The following is a 20,327-nucleotide window of genomic DNA, read 5'->3' as shown; positions in this document are numbered from 1 at the left end:
AATGGGCTTACGCGGCCCCCCGCCGCGTTGCAAGCGGGCGCGGCGCGCGCTATCTGACGCGTCCATGAAGGATGAACCGAGCCTGATACGCCTTGCCCGCGAAAGCGGCGACAGCGCGCCCGCGCAGCCCGTGGACCTTGGCCTGCGGGTGCGCGAGCTGCGCCGCGCGAAGGACTGGACGCTGGAGCAGGCCGCAAGCCAGGCGGGGCTGGCGCGCTCGACCCTGTCCAAGATCGAGAACGGGCAGATGTCGCCGACCTACGAGGCCTTGAAGAAGCTGGCGCTGGGGCTTGGGATCAGCGTGCCGCAGCTTTTCACGCCGCCCAGCCAGGACCAGGTCAACGGGCGCATGGCCGTCACCCGCTCGGGCGAGGGGCAGGCCCATGCCACCACCACCTACGAGCATGAGCTTCTGGCCGGTGCGCTGACGCGCAAGGCGATGCTGCCCTACCGCGCCCGCATCCGCGCCCGCAGTTTCGACGAATTCGACGGCTGGGTGCGCCATGACGGCGAGGAATTCCTCTATGTCCTCACCGGTGTCGTCCACCTGCTGACCGAGTTCTATGCCCCGGTCGAGCTGAAGCGCGGCGACAGCGCCTATTACGACGCGGCGATGGGGCATAACGTGATCTCGGTCTCCGAGGATGACGCGACGATCCTGTGGGTGACCTCGCTCTAGGGGCGTGACGGATAAACGGTGTTTATCTTTGCATTTGATGCTTGTAGCCTGTCGCAACCACTTGGCAGGCATCGGGACATTCGGGATGACGCGGTTTCTCATGACCACTTCGGTGGCGGCCCTTCTGGGGGTGGCCCCGGTCGCGCCCTTGGCGGCTGACGCTGGCTTCATGCTGGGCGGCACGGTCGCCTTCGGCGGCGGGCAGCCCGCGCAATTCGGGATCTCGGCGCGGGTCATCAGCGACACCAGTGCGGACCAGGGCGTGCTGGGCGCGGGGGCCACCTTCTACCCCGGAACCGGCGAGATCGGCTTCGATGTCTTCGCGGGCTATACCTTCGATGCGGGGGTGTTCGGTGTCGGCTACGACTTCGCCCGGCGTCAGCCGCTGGTGAGCCTCGGCCATGCCGACATGGCGGACGAATCCCCGGCCCCGCCGCCGCAATCGCCGCCGCCACCCCCGCCACCTCCACCACCCCCGCCGTGATCGGCGCATCCGGCTGAACCCTTGCCGGTCGCGGTCCGACGGGCCGTGGTGGCGTCATCGTGAGGACAGACGTGTCAGACCCCGACAGCGCGGCAGATGGGCCACGGACGGCAGCCGAGGAGGCGGGCCAGTTCGGCCTGCCCGACCCCGAGCTGACAGCCTGGCGCCTGGTCGACACCGCGCCCGAGATGGTCCCGGCAGAGGCCGCGCGCGGCTGGATGGATGCGACCAACCGGCGCTTCGCCAATCGCTGCACGCCGCTGTCCATCGCCAACGGAACCGGGTGGGAGCTGCTTTCGCCGCATGATTTCTCGGCGACCTGGACCGGCGGCAAGACGCCCGCCGACATCACGATCAAGGCCGCCCGGCCCGAGATGCAGGCCCAGGTCGACAGCTTCGTGCAATCGCATTTCGGCGAGGCGGTGCTGACGATGCAGCCCGGCTACCTGTTCCGCACCGCGCCGGGATGGGCGCTTTGGGTGCGCGGCTCGCCCAACCATCCGGCGATCAACATCCACCCGCTCGAGGGGATCGTCGAAACCGACTGGCTGCCCTTCACCTTCACGATGAACTGGCGGTTCTCCTATCCCGGAACGGTGCATTTCAGGACGGGCGACCGGTTCTGTTTCCTCACGCCGGTGCCCCATGTGGCGCTTGGCGGGATACAGCCGGTGATCCGCCGCATCGAGGACGACCCCGAGCTCGAGGCAAGCTACCGGCACTGGCGCGACACCCGGCTCGACTTCAACGCGAAGCTCAAGGCGCAAGACCCCGAGGCGACGCGGCAAGGCTGGCAGCGTCACTACCTGCGCGGCGACCCGCAGGGCGCACCGGCCCCGATGTTCCACATCTCCAAGCGCCGCATGAAATGGCCGGTCGCGGAGGACTGAGACCTCAGCCGAACATCGCGCGAAGATCGACGCTGCTTTCCACGCCCACCTGCCCCAGGTGCGCCTCGAGGAACGCGTCTGCCGCAGCAACACCGGCTGCGCGCAGCTGGTGCAGCACGGCGGGCACCGGCACGATCTTGGTGGCCACCGACAGCTGCCCCATCAGCGCATCGTCGGAAATCATGTGGACGAGAACGCGCTTCATCCGGCCCTCCTCGACGCGGCCCTCGTCGATCAGGCGCTGGACGAACTCGATCGCGCGCAGCTCGCGCAGGAGCGAGGTGTTGAAGCTGATCTCGTTGATCCGGTTCTGGATCGCGCGGGCCGAGGTCGGCACCTCGTCGCGCAGAAGCGGGTTGATGTTCACGACAAGGATGTCGCGCGGCAGGTCGGGCGCGAAAAGCGGGTAAAGCGCGGGGTTGCCGGTGTAGCCGCCATCCCAGTAGGCCTCCGTCCGCCCGGTCTCGGGGTCCTCGATCTCGACCGCGCGGAAGAGCGTCGGCAGGCAGGCCGAGGCCATGAGCGCGGCGGGGGTGATGTCGTCGCCCTCGAAGACCCGGATCTTGCCGGTGCGGACATTGGTGGCGCAGATGCAGAAGGCGGGGCCGGGGCTGCCGCAGACCTCGTCGTAGTGGAACCGCTCGACGATCCGCTCCAGCGGGTTGGAGTAGAACGGACCCGAGGCATAGGGGCTGACCATGCGGCCCAGCCCGTCGCCTATGGCGAAGGGCAGCGAGGCCTCGATCGCGGCGCTGACCGCGGAGGGGGCCACGGCCTCGAGCCAGGGGGCGAGGCGCGCGTCGGTCAGGGCCCCCACCTGTTCCCAGAGCCAGGCGAGGTTGTCGCGCGCGGCTTCGCGGCTCCCCCTGGCCAGCCCCGCCTTCAGCGCCGCGCCGTTCAGCGCGCCCGCCGAGGTGCCCGAGATGCCCGCGATCTCGATCTCGGGCGCGTCGAGCAGCCGGTCGAGCACACCCCAGGTGAAGGCACCATGCGCGCCGCCGCCCTGCAGGGCGAGGTTGATCGGTTTCGGACTGCTCGGCATCGCGCGCTCCCTCGTGACCCGTTCGGCAGATTGGGGCGGGTCGTCGGAAAATCTAGCGGATCGGCGCGATCAGGCGGCGCAGCGCGGCGACGGCATCCTCTTCGCGCCAGATTTCCGGGCCGAGTGCGAAGAAATCGGTCACCGGTGCGAAGGCCGCGACCAGCTCGGGCGTCAGCGCGCCCTCGGCGACGACGGGCAGTTCGATCATCTCGGACCACCAGGCGAAAAGGTCACGCTCGGCCGGGGCGGCGTCGGAGAGGGGCGAGGCCCCGAGCGGGCCGAAGGCGATGTAATCGGCCCCCGCCTCGCCCGCGCTCATCCCGTCATGGCTGGAGGCGCCGCAGAAGGCGCCGACGATGGCATCGGCCCCCAGCGCCTTGCGCGTCGCGCGCACGCTGCGCGCCCCGTCGGTCAGATGAACGCCGTCAAGGCCCAGCCGCTCGGCCAGCGCGGCCGGTCCGGTCAGCACCAGCGGCACGTCGCGCGCGTGGCAGATCTCGCGGCAGGCGTCGGCGGCATGGGCCAGCGTGTGCTCGTCATCGGTGACAAGGGCAAGGCGGACGCAGGCGATGGGCTCGGCATCGAGCACGGCCTGAAGCCGCGGCAGGAAGGTCGACAGCTCGAAACTCGAGGGCGTGACAAGGTAGAGGTTCGGCTGATCGGTCTCGGTCATGGCTCTCGTTCCACCAGTGTCTCGCGTGGCTTGCGTGGCGCACCTGTTACCGGGCGCGGGGGCAGGGGGCAATGGGGCGCTTGCCGGGGCCGCCTCCGCGCGGTAACGGCAGCGCCATGACCGAGAGCCCTTCGACAGCCCAGCCCGCCTTCATCCTCGTGCGCCCGCAGATGGGCGAGAACATCGGGGCCGCCGCCCGCGCGATGTGGAATTTCGGGCTGGACCGGATGCGGGTGATCGCCCCCCGCGACGGCTGGCCGAACGAGCGCGCGGTGGCGCTGGCCTCGGGGGCGGGGCGTTTGCTGGATCACGCGGGACTGCACGAGGATGTCGCGGGGGCGATCTCCGATTGCACCTATGTCTTCGCCACCACGGCGCGGCCGCGGGGGATGACAATGCCGGTCGTCACACCGGAACGCGCCATGCAGCAGGCCCGCGCGATCCTGGCCGAGGGGGGGCGCGTGGGCGTGCTCTTCGGGCCGGAGCGGGCGGGGCTGGAAAACGACGACATCGCGCGGGCCAACGCGATCATCTCGGTGCCGGTGAACCCCGATTTCCCCTCGCTGAACCTGGCGCAATGCGTGCTCTTGTGCGCCTACGAGTTCCGCCGCGCGGGCGACACGACGCCGCCCGAGGTGATGGAGATGGCAGGGACCGACTTCGCCACCGGGGCGGAGGTGGCGGCCTTGGGCGATCACATGGAGGCGCGGCTGGAGGAGGCGGGGTTCTTCTTTCCGCCCGACAAGGCCGAGAGCATGCGCCGCAACCTGCGCCAGGTCTGGGGGCGTTTGCCGCTGACGCGGGCGGATGTGCAGACCTTCCACGGCATCCTGCGGCAGATGGTCCGCTGGGCCGAGGGGCGGCGCAAGGACCTCTGAGGGGGGCCTTGCCGCGCATCTCGACCTTCGGTCTTCGTCAGCGACGGCGGTGGCACCGCGTGCCGCGGTGCGGGTGCGCCCGGATCGGCGGGCGGTGTGCGGGTTGGAGAGGGTGCTCCAGAAGGGGGGGCTCTGCCCCCGTCGGCTTCGCCTCCCCCCCGGAGTTGTATCTGCCAAGATGAAGAGGCGGGCAGGTTGCCGCGGTCGCTTGAAGGGGGCGGGGCCTCGGGATAGGTCTGGGCGCGAGAGAGAAGGGGTGAGCCCATGGCGAAGAACCGCAGCATTTTCGAGGACGTGACCGAGACGCAAAAGCCCGCCGCCGTGCCCGGTGGGGTGAGCCGTGACAGGGGGCGGGCGCGCCGGCTGGTGCGGGGCTGGCTGATGGTGCTGTTCTCGCTGGTCGTGCTGATGGTCGCGGTGGGCGGTCTGACGCGGCTGACGGACTCGGGCCTGTCGATCACGGAATGGGCACCGCTTTCGGGGGCGATCCCGCCGATGAGCGCCGCCGAGTGGGAGGCCGAGTTCGAGGCCTATCGCCAGATCCCGGAATACCAGTTGCAGAACCGCGGCATGTCGATGGCCGAGTTCAAGGTGATCTACTGGTGGGAATGGGGCCACCGGCAGCTGGGCCGGGTGATCGGGCTGGTCTGGGCCATCGGGTTCTTCGGGCTGCTGGTGACGCGCAACATCCCGCCGGGCTGGACCGGGCGGCTGTTCCTGCTGGGCCTTCTGGGCGGAACGCAGGGGGCGATCGGTTGGTGGATGGTGCATTCGGGCCTGCAGGAGGGGATGCTGGATGTCGCCTCCTACCGGCTGGCGACGCATCTGGGCATCGCCTTCCTGATCCTCGGGCTGATCGCCTGGTTCATCTTCAAGCTCGGCCGCGAGGAAGCGGCCTTGATGCAGGCGCGGCGCGAGGGCGACCGCAAGCTCAAGGGGATGGCCACGGGGCTGATGCACCTGTCCTTTGTCCAGATCCTGATCGGGGCGCTGGTGGCGGGCATCGATGCCGGGCGCAACTACATCGACTGGCCCTTGATGGCGGGCGGGTTCACGCCGCCGGGCATGTGGGCGCTGGAGCCCGTCTGGCGGAACCTGTTCGAGAATGACGGCACGGTGCAGTTCATCCACCGGATCGTGGGCTACCTGATCCTTCTGTTCGGGATCGGGGCCTGGATCGCCTCGCGCCGCACGGCGCGGTTGGCGACGAAGCGGGCCTTCGACTGGGTGGGGGTGATGATCTTCGGGCAGATCGTGCTGGGGATCGTGACGGTGATGCATTCCTCGCCCTGGTATCTCGCCATCTGGCACCAGCTGGGGGCGGTGCTGCTGCTGGTCCTGATCCTGCGGGCGCGGTTCCTTGCGATGTATCCGCTGCCGCAAAGCGTGAAGGGGGCCGCGGCATGAGCGCGCTGTCGGAACTGCTGGCCTTCCAGCGCGAGACCGAGGCCCTGGCGCAGGTCATGGGGCGGCTGGGCTGGGACCAGGAAACCGTGATGCCGCGCGGCGCGGCCGAGCAGCGCGGCGAGGAGATGGCGGCACTCGAGAGCGTGCTGCATGCGCGCCGCACCGATCCGCGGATCGGCGACTGGCTGGCCGCGGCCGAGGCCGGGACCGAGGCCGAGGCGGCGCAACTGCGCCTGATCGCGCGCAGCTACGACAAGGCGCGGCGCGTGCCCTCGCGGCTGGCGGCGGAACTGGCGCGGGTGACCTCCGTCTCGCAGGGGAAATGGGCCGCGGCGCGGGCCGCCGACGACCTGGCGGCCTTCCTGCCGGTGCTCTCGGAGGTGGTGGCGCTGCGCCGCGAGGAGGCCGCCGCACTGGCCGAGGGTGGCGACCTCTACGATGCGCTGCTCGACGGCTACGAGCCCGAGGCGCAGGCGGCGGATATCGCCGCGCTCTTCGACCGGATGCGGCCGCGGCTGGTCGCCCTGCGCGCAAGCCTGGCCGAGGCACCGCCCGCGCCCGTCCTGACCGGGCATTTCCCGAAGGCGCAGCAGCTGGCCCTTTCCCATGAGATCGCCGCGGCCTTCGGCTATGATTTCGCCCGCGGGCGGATCGACGAGGCGGTGCATCCGTTTTCCTCGGGCTCCTTCAACGACGTGCGCATCACCACGCGCGTGGACGAGGGCGAACCGCTCGGTTGCCTCTACTCGACGATCCACGAGGTCGGCCACGCGGGCTACGAGCAGACGATCGCGCAGGGCTACGGCTTGAGCGTGCTGGGCCAAGGCGTCTCGATGGGCGTCCACGAAAGCCAGAGCCGCATCTACGAGAACCAGCTGGGCCGCTCGCCCGCCTTCTGCCACTGGCTTTACGGGCGGATGGTGGACCGGTTCGGGGCCCTGTCGGTCAATGGGCCGGAGGAATTCGCCCGCGCCGTGAACCGGGTGGCCAGCGGGTATATCCGCACCGAGGCGGACGAGGTGCATTACAACCTGCACATCATGCTGCGCTTCGACCTGGAGCGCGCACTGGTGGCGGGGGATTTGACCGTGAATGACCTCGAGGCGGCCTGGAACGACCGCTTCCTCGCCGATTTCGGCGTCGCCGTGGATCGGCCCCGGAACGGGGTGTTGCAGGATGTGCATTGGCCGGTGGGACTGTTCGGCTATTTCCCGACCTACAGCCTCGGCAATGTCTACGCGGGCTGCCTGCATGCCGCGATGCGCGACGCGCTGCCGGGCCTCGACGATCAGCTGTCGCGGGGCGACGTGGCCCCCGCGCTTGGCTGGCTGGGCGAGAGGCTCCAGCGCCACGGGGGGCTGCGCAAGCCGCGCGCCACGATCGAGCATGCGACCGGCGCCGAGATCGGCGAGGAGCCGCTGCTGGATTACCTCGAGGCGAAATTCGGCGCGCTTTACGGGCTGTAGATGACGCTCCGGGTCCGGCAGGCGCTGGCCTCGGATGCGACCGAGGCGGTGGGCGTCCTTCGGCGCTCCATCGTGGAGTTGTGCGCGGCAGATCACGGCGATGATCCGGCCGAGATCGAGCCATGGCTCGCCAACAAGACCGTCGTCGGCTTCGAGGCATGGCTGGCCCGCGAGGACGCGGTGGTGCTGGTGGCCGAGCGCGCGGGGCGGGTGGTCGGCCTCGGCATGGCGTCTTTCGCGGGCGAGATCCTGTTGACCTATGTCGATCCCGCGGCGCGCTTTGGCGGGGTCAGCACGGCGATCCTGTCGGCCCTCGAAGACCGGCTGCGCGCCAAGGGCGTCGCGCGGTGCCGGCTGGAGGCCACGCGCACGGCCCGCCGCTTCTACGCGGCGCGCGGCTACCGGGGCGAGACGGGCAGCGACCTGATGACGAAACCCCTGTAGCGGGCCTCAGAGCCGGGCCAGATGCGAGGCGCAGCCCGTGAGGGCGGCGTAATCGTCGCGCAGGACGAAGACGCCGAACTGCTCCATGAAGCCCGAGAAACGGCCCTTGTTGCGCAGATGGTCCGTGAAGCCGAACCGCGCGAGATGCGGGGCGACCGCGCGGGTCACGCCGCCCACAAGGTAGACGCCGCCGAAGGGCAGATGCGAGAGCGCAAGGTCGCCCACGACCGTGCCCATGACCTCGACCAGCGCCGCGCCGGTCTCTTCGGCCTGCGCGTCGCCTGCGCCCATGCGCTGCATGATCTCGGAGGGCTGCGCCTCCTGTCCGTGCAGGACGCGGTGCAGGTAGCTGATGCCGCGGCCCGACAGCACCTCTTCGACCGAGGCGAAGCCGTGGTCGCGCAGCATCGCCTCGACCAGCGCCGACATGCGCCCGCCGCAAGACGGCAGGCTGACATGGCCTGCCTCGGAGGGGGGGACGAAGCGGCCGCCCTCGGTGTCGAAGACGGGGCAGGCGTTGAAGCCGGTGCCAAGCCCCACGACCAGCTTGGTCGCATGGGCGGGGGCCTCGGGCTGGGGGATCACGGTGTCGAGGTCGGCCGCGTCGATATTGCCGATGGCGTGGCCCTGCGCTTGCAGATCGTTCAGAACCGCGACCTTCGCGGCGGTCAGGGCGCGCGCCAGCGTCGCACGGTCGATGCGCCAGTCGAGGTTCGTCAGCTTCGCCACCCCGTCATGGACGGGGCCCGCGGCGGCGACGCAGACGCCGGTGATCTGCCCGGCCTCGACGCCGGTTTCGGCCAGGTACTCGGTCAGCACCGCGCCCAGGTCGGCATGATCGGCATTGGCGTAGCGCGTCACCGTCGCGCGGTCCACCACCGGGCCGCGCGCCAGCGCCACGCGGGTGTTCGTGCCGCCGATGTCGGCGACAAGGCTCAGGCCCGTTTCACCCGCAAGCTCGTTCATCGGTCCCGTCCCGGATGCCAGAGGATCAATCGCGCCACCAGCGCGCGAGCGCCTGATAGGACGCTTTCGGGGTCCTTGCCAAGCTGTCGAAATCCACGTGGACCAGCCCGAAGCGTTTTTCGTAGCCGAGTGACCATTCGTAATTGTCCATCAGGCTCCAGCAGTAATAGCCCGCGACGGGCGCGCCCGCGGCGATGGCCTCCTGCACCGCGGCCAGGTGCGCGTCCAGGTAGTCGATGCGCGCCGTATCGGGCGCGTCGGGCGTGTCGGGGTTGGCCATGCCGTTCTCGGTGACGTGGATCGGCAGGTCGCCGGAATACTCGCGCGCGTTGCGGATCAACAGATCGCGCAGGCCGTCTGGGTAGATCTCCCACCCCATCTGCGTCAGCGGCAGGCGGGTGGGGGCCTCGGCGTAATTCGGCCATGCGCCATCCGCGTGGCGGATGATTTTTCTTGTATAATAATTCACGCCCAGCCAGTCGAGCGGCGCGCGGATCGTGGCGAAATCGTCCTGCCAGCCCTCGGGCAGGTGGGGGCCGAGCCCCTCCAGCACCTCTGCCGGGTATTCGCCGCGGAACAGGCCGCCGAGGAAGAAGCGGTTGTAGATCGCGTCATAGCGCGCGGCGGCGGCGATATCCTCGGGGGTGTCGCTGGCGGGGGTGACCCATTCGAAATTGCACACCGCGCCGAGGTTTCCCATCCCCAGCCCGCGCATCACCTCGATGCTGCGGCCATGGCTGACGAGGATATGGTGCATCGCCCGCGCCGTGGCGCGGATGTCGCGCATGCCGGGCGCATGGGCGCCGTCGAAATGCGACAGCCAGCCGACGCACCACGGCTCGTTGATGGGGGCGGCCGACCAGACGCGGTCACCGATGCGGCGCATCACGGTCTCGGTGAACTCGGCGAACCAATGGGGCATGTCGGCGTTGCGCCAGCCGCCCTTGTCGGCCAGCGCCTGCGGCAGCTCCCAATGGTAGAGGGTCGCCGCGGGCTTGATGCCGCGCGCGAGCATCCCGTCGACGAGCCGGTCGTAGAAATCCAGCCCCTCGGCATTGGGCGTGCCGGTGCCCTCGGGCAGGACGCGCGCCCAGCTGGTCGAGAAGCGGTAGACATCCGCGCCCATGTCGCGGATCAGGTCGAGGTCGTCCTCCCAGCGGTGGTAATGGTCGCAGGCGCGCTGCCCATGCTCGGCGCGCACGACATTGCCGGGGGTGGCTGCGAAACTGTCCCAATGGGTCGGCCCGGCCCCGCCGTAAGCGTGGCCTTCGATCTGGTAGGACGAGGTGGCGACCCCGAAGAGGAACCCCTCGGGAAAATCGCTGCGCTGGAACTGCATCGGATGTCCTTTCTCGGCGGGCCTGTCTCTCAGGCCGCGGGGCAGGGGCCGGTCGAGCGGCCCACGGTCAGGTCGGTTTCCCACAGCTCCTGCACGGGGGGCTGGTCGGGGTCGCGGATCAGGTCGATCAGGATCTCGGCGCAGCGTCTGCCCGCCGCCCGGATCGAGGAGCGCGTCGCGGTGAAGGCCGGGCCGCCCACGTCGTTGTTGAGGTAACTCAACTCGTCGTCATGACAGATCACCGAGATGTCGCGCCCCATGCGCAGCCCGCGCTCGCCACAGGCGCGGCGGATGCCGATGGCGATGATGACGGAGGAGGCAAGAAACGCCGTCGGCGGTTCCGGCCCGTCGAGCATCGCGGCGGCGGACAGGTAACCGAAGCCTTCGGTCATCGCGTCATTGGCCATCAGGTGCGGCAGGGGGCAAAGGCCGCGCGCGGCCAGCGCCTCCTCGAAGCCGCGGCGGCGGCGTTGCGCGAAGTCGAAGCCTTCCTGCCCGTTCAGCAGCGCGATGCGCCGGTGCCCGAGGTCGAGCAGGAAGTCGGTGGCGCGGCGAAAGGCGCGGATGTTGGCGATGTCGAGCCAGCTGTAGCCCCGCGCGTCGCCGGTGCGGCCATGGACGAGGAACGGCAGGTCCAGCTCCTGCAGCAGCCCGATCCGCGGGTCGGTGATCTGCGGGGCCTGCACCATCACCCCGTCGACCGAGCCATTGGCGGCGATCTGGCGAAACGCCGCCTCGCTGTCGCCGTCCGTGACCATCGACAAAAGCAGGTCGTAGCCTTCGCGGGCATAGACCTCGCCCGCTCCGATCAGGAAGTCGGCGAAGATCGGGTTCACCATCTCGGCCCGGCCGGTCAGCGGAATCACATGGCCGATGGTCATCGCCCGGCCCGTGGCGAGACGCCGCGCCCGGCTGTTGGGGGCGTAATTGGCGGCCTTGGCGGCGGCCAGCACGCGCGCGCGGGTCTCTTCGCGCACCTCGGGATAGCCGTTCAGCGCGCGGCTGACGGTCGTCTGGCTGAGGTTCAGCGTGGCTGCCAGTTCCTTGAGATTCATGCGAAAGAAGGGCCAAAGCGGTTTGGATCGGGGGCGAAGCTAGCGCCGCGTCACTTGGATTGTCAAAGATTCTAAATCGCCGAATTTTGCTGCACCTGCGAGATTACCCATTAATTTTCAGGGGCCTTCGTTTGACGGATTGACAGACTCGGAGGCATTGGAGACTGTGTCGCCAACCCAAAGCGCTTTGGGTGTGGTGTGTGAAACGGTCCACCCGGCGGCGCTTGGGCAAACGTGATGTGCCGGATCAGCCGGCCGTTCCTTGGGAGGATCTTATGAAACGCAACCTGTTCAGCAGCGCGGCCGCGCTGGCGCTGATGGCCGGCGCCGCCCATGCCGACGCCCACATGCCCTTTGCCGAGGGCGAAGGCGCCTTCAACTGGGACAGCTACGCGGCCTTCGCCGATGCCGCGCCCGACCTGTCGGGCCAGACGCTGACCGTGTCGGGCCCCTGGCTCTCGCCCGAGGCTGACCGCTTCGACATCCTGCTCAACTACTTCGAAGCCGCCACCGGCGCCGAGGCGAGCTATACCGGCTCGGACAGCTTCGAGCAGCAGATCGTCATCGACGCCGAGGCAGGCTCGCCGCCCAACATCGCCGTCTTCCCGCAGCCGGGCCTCGCCGCCGTCCTCGCCGGCAACGGCCAGCTCGCGCCGCTGGGCGACGAGATGGAAGCCTGGGTGACCGACAACTACGCCGCGGGCTCCTCCTGGGTCGACCTGGGCACCTACGCCAACGCAGAAGGCGAAGACGAGTTCTACGGCATCTTCTTCAACGTGAACCTCAAGTCGCTCGTCTGGTATGTCCCCGAGAATTTCGAGGATGCGGGCTACGAGGTTCCCGGCACCATGGAAGAGCTGATCGCGCTCTCCGAGCAGATCGTCGCCGACGGCGAAACGCCCTGGTGCATCGGCCTCGGCTCGGGGGCGGCAACCGGCTGGCCCGCGACCGACTGGGTCGAGGACATCATGCTGCGCACCCAGTCGCCCGAGGTCTATGACCAGTGGGTCGCCAACGAGATCCCCTTCAACGACCCCCGCGTCGTGAACGCGATCGAGACCTTCGGCACCTTCGCCCTGACCGAGGGCTGGGCGCAGGGCGGCGGCGGCGCGGTCGCCACGACCGACTTCCGCGACAGCCCCACGGGCCTCTTCGCCTCGCCCCCCGGCTGCTACATGCACCGCCAGGCGTCGTTCATCCCGGCCTTCTTCCCCGAGGGCACCGAGGTGGGCGTCGATGCCGACTTCTTCTACTTCCCCTCCTTCGAGGGCGAAGACCTCGGCAACCCGGTCCTGGGCGGCGGCACCGTGATGGCCGTGACCGATCCGTCGGACGCGACCGCGGCCTTCATGGCCTTCCTGCAGACCCCCTTCGCGCATGAGATCATGATGGCGCAGGGCGGCTTCCTGACGCCCCACTCGGGCGTGAACCTCGAGGCCTACCCGACCGCGGTCGAGGCAGGCCAGGGCGAGATCCTGCTGGGTGCCACCACCTTCCGCTTCGACGGCTCCGACCTGATGCCGGCGGCCGTTGGCGCAGGCAGCTTCTGGACCGGCATGGTCGATTACGTCGGCGGCGCATCCGCCGAGGACGTGGCGACCTCGATCCAGGAAAGCTGGCAGGCGCTGCAGTGATCCGCGCGACCGCGTGAGAGCATGACATCGGGCCCGGCCGCCACGCGCGCGGCCGGGCCCTCACCACCGGTCTTCCGGCAGACGGGGCAGGCACGATCGGGCCATCCCGGACCGGCACCGGGTCTCGGACAGGGAGGGGCGCATGAACCCGGCATTCCAGGGCTTGCTGACCATCATCGTGGGCGTCGGCGGCTGCATCGGCTACTTCTACCTCTCGAACCAGTTTCTCGACCGCGTGCTTTTCAAGCCGACCGGCCCGAACGCGGGGCGCAACATCAACCGCGCCAACGCGATCCGGCCGTGGCTGTTCCTGTTTCCCGCGCTTTTCGCGCTCGGCCTCTACCTCGCCTACCCGGTGGTCGAGACGATGCGCCTGAGCCTGACGAACCGCGTCGGCGGCGGCTTCGAATGGGCGGGGGCGTCGAATTACCAGCGCATGTTCGCCGAGGACAAGTTCTGGGAAGCGGTGCGCAACAACCTGTTGTGGCTTCTCGTCGTGCCCGCGGCCTCGACCGCCTTCGGGCTGCTGGCCGCGCAGCTGACCGACCGCATCGGCTGGGGCAACATCGCCAAGTCGCTGATCTTCATGCCGATGGCGATCTCCTTCGTGGGGGCCGCGGTGATCTTCAAGCTGGTCTACGACGCCCGCCCCGAGGACGTGGCCCAGATCGGCGTTTTGAACGCGGTTCTCGTGCAGATGGGCTCCGAGCCGGTGCAATGGCTGACCGTGCCCTTGTGGAACAACTTTCTGCTGATGATCGTCCTGATCTGGATCCAGACCGGGTTCGCCATGGTGATCCTGTCGGCCGCCCTGCGCGGCATCCCCGAGGAAACCGTCGAGGCCGCCATCGTGGACGGCGCGAACCCGTTCCAGGTCTTCTTCAAGATCAAGATGCCGCAGATCTACGGGACCATCGTGGTGGTCTGGACCACGATCACCATCGTGGTGCTCAAGGTCTTCGACATCGTCTTCGCCATGACCAACGGCCAATGGGAGACGCAGGTTCTGGCCAATTACATGTATGACAAGATGTTCCGCGCGAACGATTGGGGCATGGGCTCGGCGGCGGCGATGATCATCATGCTGATGGTGACGCCGATCCTGGTCTGGAACGTCTACAACGCCCGCAAGGAAATGCGCTGATGGCCGCCGTTCGCAGCCGCGCGCCGAGGGGAACGCATCATGGATAACATCGCCGGCAAGAAATCCTCGCTCACCTGGGCGGTGCATATCTCGGTGCTCGCACTGGTGCTGTTGTGGATCTTCCCGACCGCGGGGCTTCTGATCTCGTCCTTCCGCACGACCGAGCAGATCCGCACCTCGGGCTGGTGGGCGGCGCTGTTCCCCGCCGAGATCAACGAGGTCTTCCGCACCTCCGACCCCGGCGAGACCCGGATCGAACGTGACGGGCTTTATGTCGTCGAGGGCAATTTCTACGTCGACGAGGGCCGCGCCCCCAGCGCCGACGCGGTGGATGCGGAAATCACCGTCTGGGGCACCTCCTCGCGCGAGATATCGGCATATCAGGCGGGCGAGACCGCCGACATGGGCGACGGCGAGACGATGACCGTGCAGGCCAACGGCGATTACGTCTGGTCCGGCACCGACGAGCAGATCTCGGGCCGCGGCCAGCGCGTCTTCGCCACCGCCGAAAGCCCGCCCGAGTTCACGCTGGACAACTACCAGACCGTTCTCTTCGACCCCGGCAACCGCGAGGGGATGGCCAAGGCCTTCTTCAACACGCTGACCGTCGTGATCCCCGCCACGATCATCCCGATCCTGATCGCGGCCTTCGCCGCCTATGCGCTGGCCTGGATGGATTTCCCCGGCCGCGCGCTGCTGATCGCGGGGGTGGTGGCGCTGCTGGTGGTGCCGCTGCAGCTGGCGCTCATCCCGCTTTTGTCGCTGCACAACGACATCGGCATCGGCAAGGGCTATCTCGGGACGTGGCTGGCGCATACCGGCTTCGGCCTGCCGCTCGCCATCTACCTGTTGCGCAACTACATGGTCGGCCTCCCGCGCGAGATCATCGAATGCGCCAAGGTGGACGGGGCGACCGATTTCCAGATTTTCGTAAAGATCATCCTGCCGCTCAGTTTCCCGGCCCTTGCGAGTTTTGCGATCTTCCAGTTCCTGTGGACATGGAACGACCTTCTGGTCGCCATGGTGTTCCTGATCGACAGCTCGGGCGAGACCACGGTGATGACCCGCCAGATCGTCGAGCTGCTGGGCACCCGCGGCGGCGACTGGGAGATCCTTGCCACCTCGGCCTTCGTGTCGATCGCGGTTCCGCTCGTCGTCTTCTTCACAATGCAACGCTACCTTGTCCGCGGCCTTCTGGCCGGATCGGTCAAGTGACAACAGGAAAGACCTGCGCATGACGCTCATGCAGGATATGGCGCGCGACACCATCGTCGCGCAGGACAGCGACTGGTGGCGGGGGGCGGTGATCTACCAGATCTACCCCCGCAGCTTCCAGGACAGCAACCACGACGGGATCGGCGACCTGGCGGGGATCATCCACCGCCTCGGCCACGTGGCCGAACTGGGCGTCGATGCGATCTGGATCTCGCCCTTCTTCCGCTCGCCGATGCTCGATTTCGGCTATGACGTCAGCGATTACCGCGACGTCGATCCGATGTTCGGCTCGCTTGGCGATTTCGACGCGCTGATCTCGCGTGCGCATGAGCTGGGGCTGAAGGTGCTGATCGACCTTGTCCTCAGCCACACCTCGAACCAGCACCCGTGGTTCCACGAAAGCCAGACCAGCCGCGACAACCCCAAGGCCGACTGGTATGTCTGGGCCGACGCCAAGCCCGACGGCAGCCCGCCGAACAACTGGCTGTCGATCTTCGGCGGCTCGGCCTGGGAATGGTCGGGCGACCGGATGCAGTATTTCCTGCACAACTTCCTCAAGGAACAGCCGGATCTCAACCTGCACAACCCGCAGGTGCAGGAGGAGCTTCTGGGCGTCGCCCGCTTCTGGCTGGATCGCGGCGTCGACGGCTTCCGCCTCGACACGATCAACTTCTACTTCCACGACCCGGAACTGCGCGACAACCCGGCGCTTGACCCCAGCCAGCGCAACGCGACGATCGCGCCCGAGGTGAACCCCTACAACTGGCAGGATCACCTCTACGACAAGAACCAGCCCGAGAACCTCGAGTTCCTGCGCCGCCTGCGCGCGCTGATGGATGAATACCCCGCCACCACCGCCGTGGGCGAGGTGGGCGACGCCCAACGCGGCATGGAGATCCAGGCCGAATACACCTCGGGCGGCGACAAGGTTCACATGTGCTACTCGTTCGAGTTCCTCTCGGGCACCACCCCCACGCCCGAGCGCGTGGTCGATGTGCTGACCGATTACGAGGAGAAGATCGGCGATGGCTGGGCCTGCTGGGCGTTTTCCAACCATGACGTCGTGCGCCACGCGAGCCGCTGGAACCTGGGCGAGGATGCACGCAGGCTTTATGCCGCGCTCTTGCTGTCGCTGCGCGGCACTGTCTGCCTGTATCAAGGCGAAGAGCTGGGCCTGACCGAGGCCTATGTCTCCTACGAGGATCTGCAGGATCCCTACGGCATCCGCTTCTGGCCCAAGTTCCGCGGCCGCGACGGCTGCCGCACGCCGATCCCGTGGATTTCCGACAACCAGAACGGCGGCTTTTCCGACGCGAAGCCCTGGCTTCCCGTGGCGGTCGAGCATCTGCAACGGTCCGTCGGCGACCAGTCCGCCAAGGACGACAGCACGCTGGCCTTCTACCGCCAGATGATCCACTTCCGCCGCGCCTGGGCACCGCTGGTCAAGGGCACGCTGGAAGAGCTGTGGTCGGGCGACGGCATCGTCAGCTTCGTGCGCGCGCATGGCGGTCAGCGCCTGTTCTGCGCCTTCAACATGACCAACCTGGCCCATCCCGTCGCGCTGCCCCCCGGCCGCTGGCGGCAGGACAAGGGCGCGCCCTTCACGGCGATCGAGAACGACACCGGGCGGCAGGTGATGCTGCCGCCCTACCAGGCCTATTTCGCGGCGCTGGAAGAGGCCGCCTGAGGCGGCCCGGACCTGGAGAGAGGGAGGAGACGGGGACCATGGCGGATCTGAAACTGACGGATGTCGAAAAGGTCTATGGCGGCACCGTCAAGGTGCTGAGCGAGATCGACCTCGACATCAAGACGGGCGAGTTGATCGTCTTCGTCGGCCCCTCGGGCTGCGGCAAGTCCACGCTTCTGCGGATGATCGCGGGGCTGGAAAAGATCACCGGCGGCACGCTCGAGATCGACGGGCAGGTGGTGAACGACGTGCCTCCCAGCCAGCGCGGCATCGCCATGGTGTTCCAGTCCTACGCGCTTTACCCGCACATGACCGTCTACGACAACATGGCCTTCTCGCTCCGCATCGCGGGCAAGGACAAGGAGACGATCGACAAGAAGGTGCGCGCCGCCGCCGACAAGCTGCAGCTCACCAACTTCCTCGACCGCCTGCCAAAGGCGCTTTCCGGCGGCCAGCGCCAGCGCGTCGCCATCGGCCGATCCATCGTGCGCGACCCCAAGGTCTATCTCTTCGACGAGCCGCTCTCGAACCTCGACGCGGCGCTGCGCGTGGCCACAAGGATCGAGATCGCGCAGCTGAAGGAGCAGATGCCCGACTCGACGATGATCTACGTCACCCACGACCAGGTGGAGGCGATGACGCTCGCCACCCGCATCGTCGTTCTGGCCGGCGGCGGCATCGCGCAGGTCGGCAGCCCGCTGACGCTCTATGAACAGCCCAACTCCACCTTCGTGGCGCAGTTCATCGGTTCGCCCGCGATGAACCTTTTGCTCGGCAAGATCACCGGCACCGGCGAGACGACCACGCTCGAGCTGAAGGAGGGCGGGGGCACGATCACCTCCAACTACGCCAGCCGCCCCGAGGACATGGGCGCCGAGGTGCAGGTCGGCATCCGCCCCGAGGACATGATCGCCACCGAGGACGCCGATTTCGCCTTCCACGGCAAGGTCGAGATCGTCGAGGCGCTGGGCGAGGTGACGCTGCTCTACTTCGCCAAGACCGACCCGTCGCATGACCCGGTCATCGGCAAGCTGCAGGGCATCCACCCCGACCTGCGCGGGCAGGAGGTCAAGATGACCGCCGCCCCCGACAAGGTGCACGTGTTCAAGGACGGCATCTCGCTCAAGTATCGGGACGAGCGTGTCTTCCTGCCGGGGGTGCAGCCGCACTGACCCCTCGGCCCGGCGGCTGCGATTCGCCGGGCAACTGGACGTGTTAGCGCTAACATGGTAGTCACCCCCGACTCGCACCGAGGGGAGAGACCGGATGCCATTGGACGACCGTATCGCCGCCGTCACCGACCGGATCATCGCACGGTCGCAAGGGCCGCGCGGCCAGTATCTCGAGCGGATGCGCCGCCTTGCCGAAGAGGGCCCGCGTCGCGCGCATCTGACCTGCGGGAACCAGGCCCATGCCTATGCCGCCATGGGCGAGGACAAGACCGCGCTGGTGGGCGACCGCGCCCCCAACATCGGGATCGTCACCGCCTATAACGACATGCTCTCGGCCCATCAGCCGTTCAAGGATTACCCCGACCGGATCAAATCCGCCGCCCGCCGCGTGGGCGCCACGGCGCAGGTCGCGGGCGGGGTGCCCGCCATGTGCGACGGCGTCACGCAGGGGCAGGTGGGGATGGAGCTGTCGCTTTTCTCGCGCGACGTGATCGCGCTGGCGACCGGCGTGGCGCTTTCCCACAACACCTTCGACGCGGCGCTCTACCTCGGTGTCTGCGACAAGATCGTGCCGGGCCTCATCATCGCCGCGGCCACGTTCGGCTACCTGCCGGGGCTTTTCGTGCCCGCCGGGCCGATGGTCTCGGGCCTGCCCAACGACGAAAAGGCCAAGGTCCGCCAGCAATTCGCCGCCGGTGAAATCGGCCGCGACAAGCTGATGGAGGCCGAGATGGCCTCCTATCACGGGCCGGGCACCTGCACCTTCTACGGCACGGCGAATTCCAACCAGATGCTGATGGAATTCATGGGCCTGCACCTGCCCGGTGCCAGCTTCGTGAACCCCGGCACCCCCCTGCGCGACGCGCTGACCGAGGCCGCGACCGAGCGCGCGGCGGCGATCACGGCGCTTGGCAACGCCTATACGCCCGTGTGCGACATCCTCGACGAAAAGGCCTTCGTGAATGGGATCATCGGGCTGATGGCGACGGGCGGCTCGACCAACCTGGTGATCCACCTCGTCGCCATGGCGCGGGCGGCGGGCGTCATCCTCGACCCTGCCGATTTCGCCGACATCTCGGCGGCCACGCCGCTGATGGCGCGGGTCTATCCCAACGGGCTGGCCGACGTGAACCATTTCCACGCCGCGGGCGGGCTCGCCTACATGATCGGCGATCTGCTGCAGGCGGGCCTCCTGCATGACGACACGGTCACCGTCGCGGGCCGGGGTCTTGCGCATTACGCTCAGGAACCCACGCTGACGGGCGGCGCGCTCGGCTGGGCCGACGGCCCGCGCGAGACGCTGAACGACCGCATCCTGCGCCCGGCCTCCGACCCGTTCCAGAAAAGCGGCGGTCTGGTCGAGCTGAAGGGCAACCTTGGCCGCGGGGTGATGAAGGTCTCCGCCGTGGCGGCGGAACGCCACGTGATCGAAGCCCCCGCCGCCGTCTTCGAGGACCAGGGCGACGTCAAAAAGGCCTTTCAGGCCAAACAGCTCGACCGCGACGTGGTCGTCGTCGTCCGCTTCCAGGGGCCCAAGGCGAACGGGATGCCGGAACTGCACGCGCTGACGCCCATCCTCGCCGTTCTGCAGGACCGTGGGCACAAGGTCGCGCTCGTCACCGATGGCCGCATGTCGGGCGCGAGCGGCAAGGTGCCCTCGGCGATCCATGTCGCCCCCGAGGCGCTTGACGGCGGCTTGATCGGCAAGCTGCGCGACGGCGACCTCGTCCGCGTCGACGCCGTGGCAGGCCGTCTCGAGGTGCTGACCGAGGGCGTCGCCGACCGCGCCCCCGCCGTGCCGGACCTCACGGCCAACAGCCACGGCGTCGGGCGCGAATTGTTCGAGATCTTCCGCCAGACCGCCGGCCCCGCCAGCGAGGGGGCGGGCGTCGTGGTCTGACGCGGCCCGCCTGCCTTCATCTTTCCCCAAATACGCAAGCCCCCGCAGCCAGAGGACACACCGCATGACCCCCATGGCCCAGTCCGAAGCCACCCGCGCCATCGCCGCCCGTGCGCCCATCATCCCGGTTCTCGTCGTGGAGGATGCCGCGACGGCCCGCCCGCTGGCCGAGGCGCTGGTCGCGGGCGGTCTGCCCGCGCTGGAGGTCACGCTGCGCACCCCCGCCGCCCTCGACGCGATCCGCGCCATGGC

Annotated in this window: 18 protein-coding genes and 1 pseudogene; 14 read left to right on the top strand and 5 right to left on the bottom strand. The window is 68.4% G+C overall.

Annotated elements, in window-relative coordinates:
- Positions 1–64 precede the first annotated feature (64 nt).
- From QQK83_RS02850 to QQK83_RS02840, 3 genes are all read left to right on the top strand, one after another.
- Positions 65–679 carry a helix-turn-helix domain-containing protein gene (locus QQK83_RS02850; protein ID WP_284261515.1) on the top strand — a complete coding sequence of 205 codons (615 nt, stop codon included), beginning with the start codon at positions 65–67 and terminating at the stop codon, positions 677–679.
- Positions 680–764: 85 nt separating this feature from the next.
- Positions 765–1,163, top strand: a complete 399-nt coding sequence (locus QQK83_RS02845) for a hypothetical protein (protein WP_284261513.1) — start codon at positions 765–767, stop codon at positions 1,161–1,163.
- 59 nt (positions 1,164–1,222) lie between these two features.
- A complete protein-coding gene (locus QQK83_RS02840; protein ID WP_284261512.1) occupies positions 1,223–2,053 on the top strand; it encodes a DUF6065 family protein in 831 nt (276 codons plus the stop codon).
- A 4-nt stretch (positions 2,054–2,057) separates the two neighbouring features.
- Here QQK83_RS02840 and QQK83_RS02835 read toward each other — a convergent pair whose 3' ends face one another.
- Complete coding sequence (locus QQK83_RS02835) at positions 2,058–3,095, bottom strand: patatin-like phospholipase family protein (RefSeq protein ID WP_284261510.1); 1,038 nt, start codon at positions 3,093–3,095, stop codon at positions 2,058–2,060.
- A gap of 52 nt (positions 3,096–3,147) precedes the next feature.
- A complete protein-coding gene (locus tag QQK83_RS02830) occupies positions 3,148–3,768 on the bottom strand; it encodes a thiamine phosphate synthase (RefSeq protein WP_284261508.1) in 621 nt (206 codons plus the stop codon).
- Between the two features lie 116 nt (positions 3,769–3,884).
- On the opposite strand from QQK83_RS02830, the gene QQK83_RS02825 reads away from it, so the two are divergent.
- The 4 genes from QQK83_RS02825 (at position 3,885) to QQK83_RS02810 (ending at position 7,963) form a co-directional block, all read left to right on the top strand.
- Positions 3,885–4,646, top strand: coding sequence for an RNA methyltransferase (locus QQK83_RS02825; RefSeq protein WP_284261507.1), 762 nt, complete (start codon positions 3,885–3,887; stop codon positions 4,644–4,646).
- 264 nt (positions 4,647–4,910) lie between these two features.
- Positions 4,911–6,053 (top strand): heme A synthase, encoded by a 1,143-nt coding sequence (gene ctaA / locus QQK83_RS02820; RefSeq protein ID WP_284261505.1) that lies wholly within the window; start codon positions 4,911–4,913, stop codon positions 6,051–6,053.
- Entirely contained in the window at positions 6,050–7,519 is a 1,470-nt protein-coding gene (locus QQK83_RS02815) for a carboxypeptidase M32 (protein ID WP_284261503.1), read from the top strand. Before ctaA ends, QQK83_RS02815 begins: the two co-directional genes overlap by 4 nt.
- Positions 7,520–7,963: a GNAT family N-acetyltransferase gene (locus tag QQK83_RS02810; RefSeq protein WP_284261500.1), complete on the top strand. Its 444-nt coding sequence runs from the start codon at positions 7,520–7,522 to the stop codon at positions 7,961–7,963. It abuts the gene before it with no gap.
- Between the two features lie 6 nt (positions 7,964–7,969).
- On the opposite strand, the gene QQK83_RS02805 is transcribed toward QQK83_RS02810, so the two are convergent.
- From QQK83_RS02805 to QQK83_RS02795, 3 genes are read right to left on the bottom strand one after another with little or no spacing between them, the layout of a single operon-like run.
- Complete coding sequence (locus QQK83_RS02805) at positions 7,970–8,929, bottom strand: glucokinase (RefSeq protein ID WP_284261498.1); 960 nt, start codon at positions 8,927–8,929, stop codon at positions 7,970–7,972.
- A 25-nt stretch (positions 8,930–8,954) separates the two neighbouring features.
- Positions 8,955–10,268, bottom strand: coding sequence for a GH1 family beta-glucosidase (locus QQK83_RS02800; protein WP_284261496.1), 1,314 nt, complete (start codon positions 10,266–10,268; stop codon positions 8,955–8,957).
- A gap of 29 nt (positions 10,269–10,297) precedes the next feature.
- Positions 10,298–11,323: a substrate-binding domain-containing protein gene (locus QQK83_RS02795; protein WP_284261494.1), complete on the bottom strand. Its 1,026-nt coding sequence runs from the start codon at positions 11,321–11,323 to the stop codon at positions 10,298–10,300.
- Between the two features lie 275 nt (positions 11,324–11,598).
- Here QQK83_RS02795 and QQK83_RS02790 point away from each other — a divergent pair, with 275 nt between their 5' ends.
- The 7 genes and pseudogenes from QQK83_RS02790 to QQK83_RS02760 form a co-directional block, all read left to right on the top strand.
- The gene (locus QQK83_RS02790) at positions 11,599–12,957 is read left to right on the top strand and encodes an ABC transporter substrate-binding protein (RefSeq protein ID WP_284261492.1); all 1,359 of its coding nucleotides are present in this window, start codon (positions 11,599–11,601) and stop codon (positions 12,955–12,957) included.
- Between the two features lie 142 nt (positions 12,958–13,099).
- Positions 13,100–14,101 carry a carbohydrate ABC transporter permease gene (locus QQK83_RS02785; RefSeq protein WP_284261490.1) on the top strand — a complete coding sequence of 334 codons (1,002 nt, stop codon included), beginning with the start codon at positions 13,100–13,102 and terminating at the stop codon, positions 14,099–14,101.
- Between the two features lie 39 nt (positions 14,102–14,140).
- Complete coding sequence (locus QQK83_RS02780) at positions 14,141–15,316, top strand: carbohydrate ABC transporter permease (protein ID WP_284261486.1); 1,176 nt, start codon at positions 14,141–14,143, stop codon at positions 15,314–15,316.
- Positions 15,317–15,335: 19 nt separating this feature from the next.
- Positions 15,336–17,003 carry an alpha-amylase family glycosyl hydrolase gene (locus QQK83_RS02775; protein WP_284261484.1) on the top strand — a complete coding sequence of 556 codons (1,668 nt, stop codon included), beginning with the start codon at positions 15,336–15,338 and terminating at the stop codon, positions 17,001–17,003.
- A gap of 38 nt (positions 17,004–17,041) precedes the next feature.
- Complete coding sequence (locus QQK83_RS02770) at positions 17,042–18,175, top strand: ABC transporter ATP-binding protein (protein WP_284261482.1); 1,134 nt, start codon at positions 17,042–17,044, stop codon at positions 18,173–18,175.
- 94 nt (positions 18,176–18,269) lie between these two features.
- Positions 18,270–20,075, top strand: a complete 1,806-nt coding sequence (gene edd, locus QQK83_RS02765) for a phosphogluconate dehydratase (protein ID WP_284261480.1) — start codon at positions 18,270–18,272, stop codon at positions 20,073–20,075.
- A gap of 64 nt (positions 20,076–20,139) precedes the next feature.
- Positions 20,140–20,327, top strand: a pseudogene (locus QQK83_RS02760) (keto-deoxy-phosphogluconate aldolase); the annotation flags it as partial.

This window comes from Roseicyclus amphidinii (genome assembly GCF_030163755.1).
In the GTDB taxonomy this organism is placed as follows: domain Bacteria; phylum Pseudomonadota; class Alphaproteobacteria; order Rhodobacterales; family Rhodobacteraceae; genus Roseicyclus; species Roseicyclus amphidinii.
The sequence above is the reverse complement of the archived record's forward strand: the minus strand, read 5'-3'. Positions and strand labels throughout refer to the sequence as shown.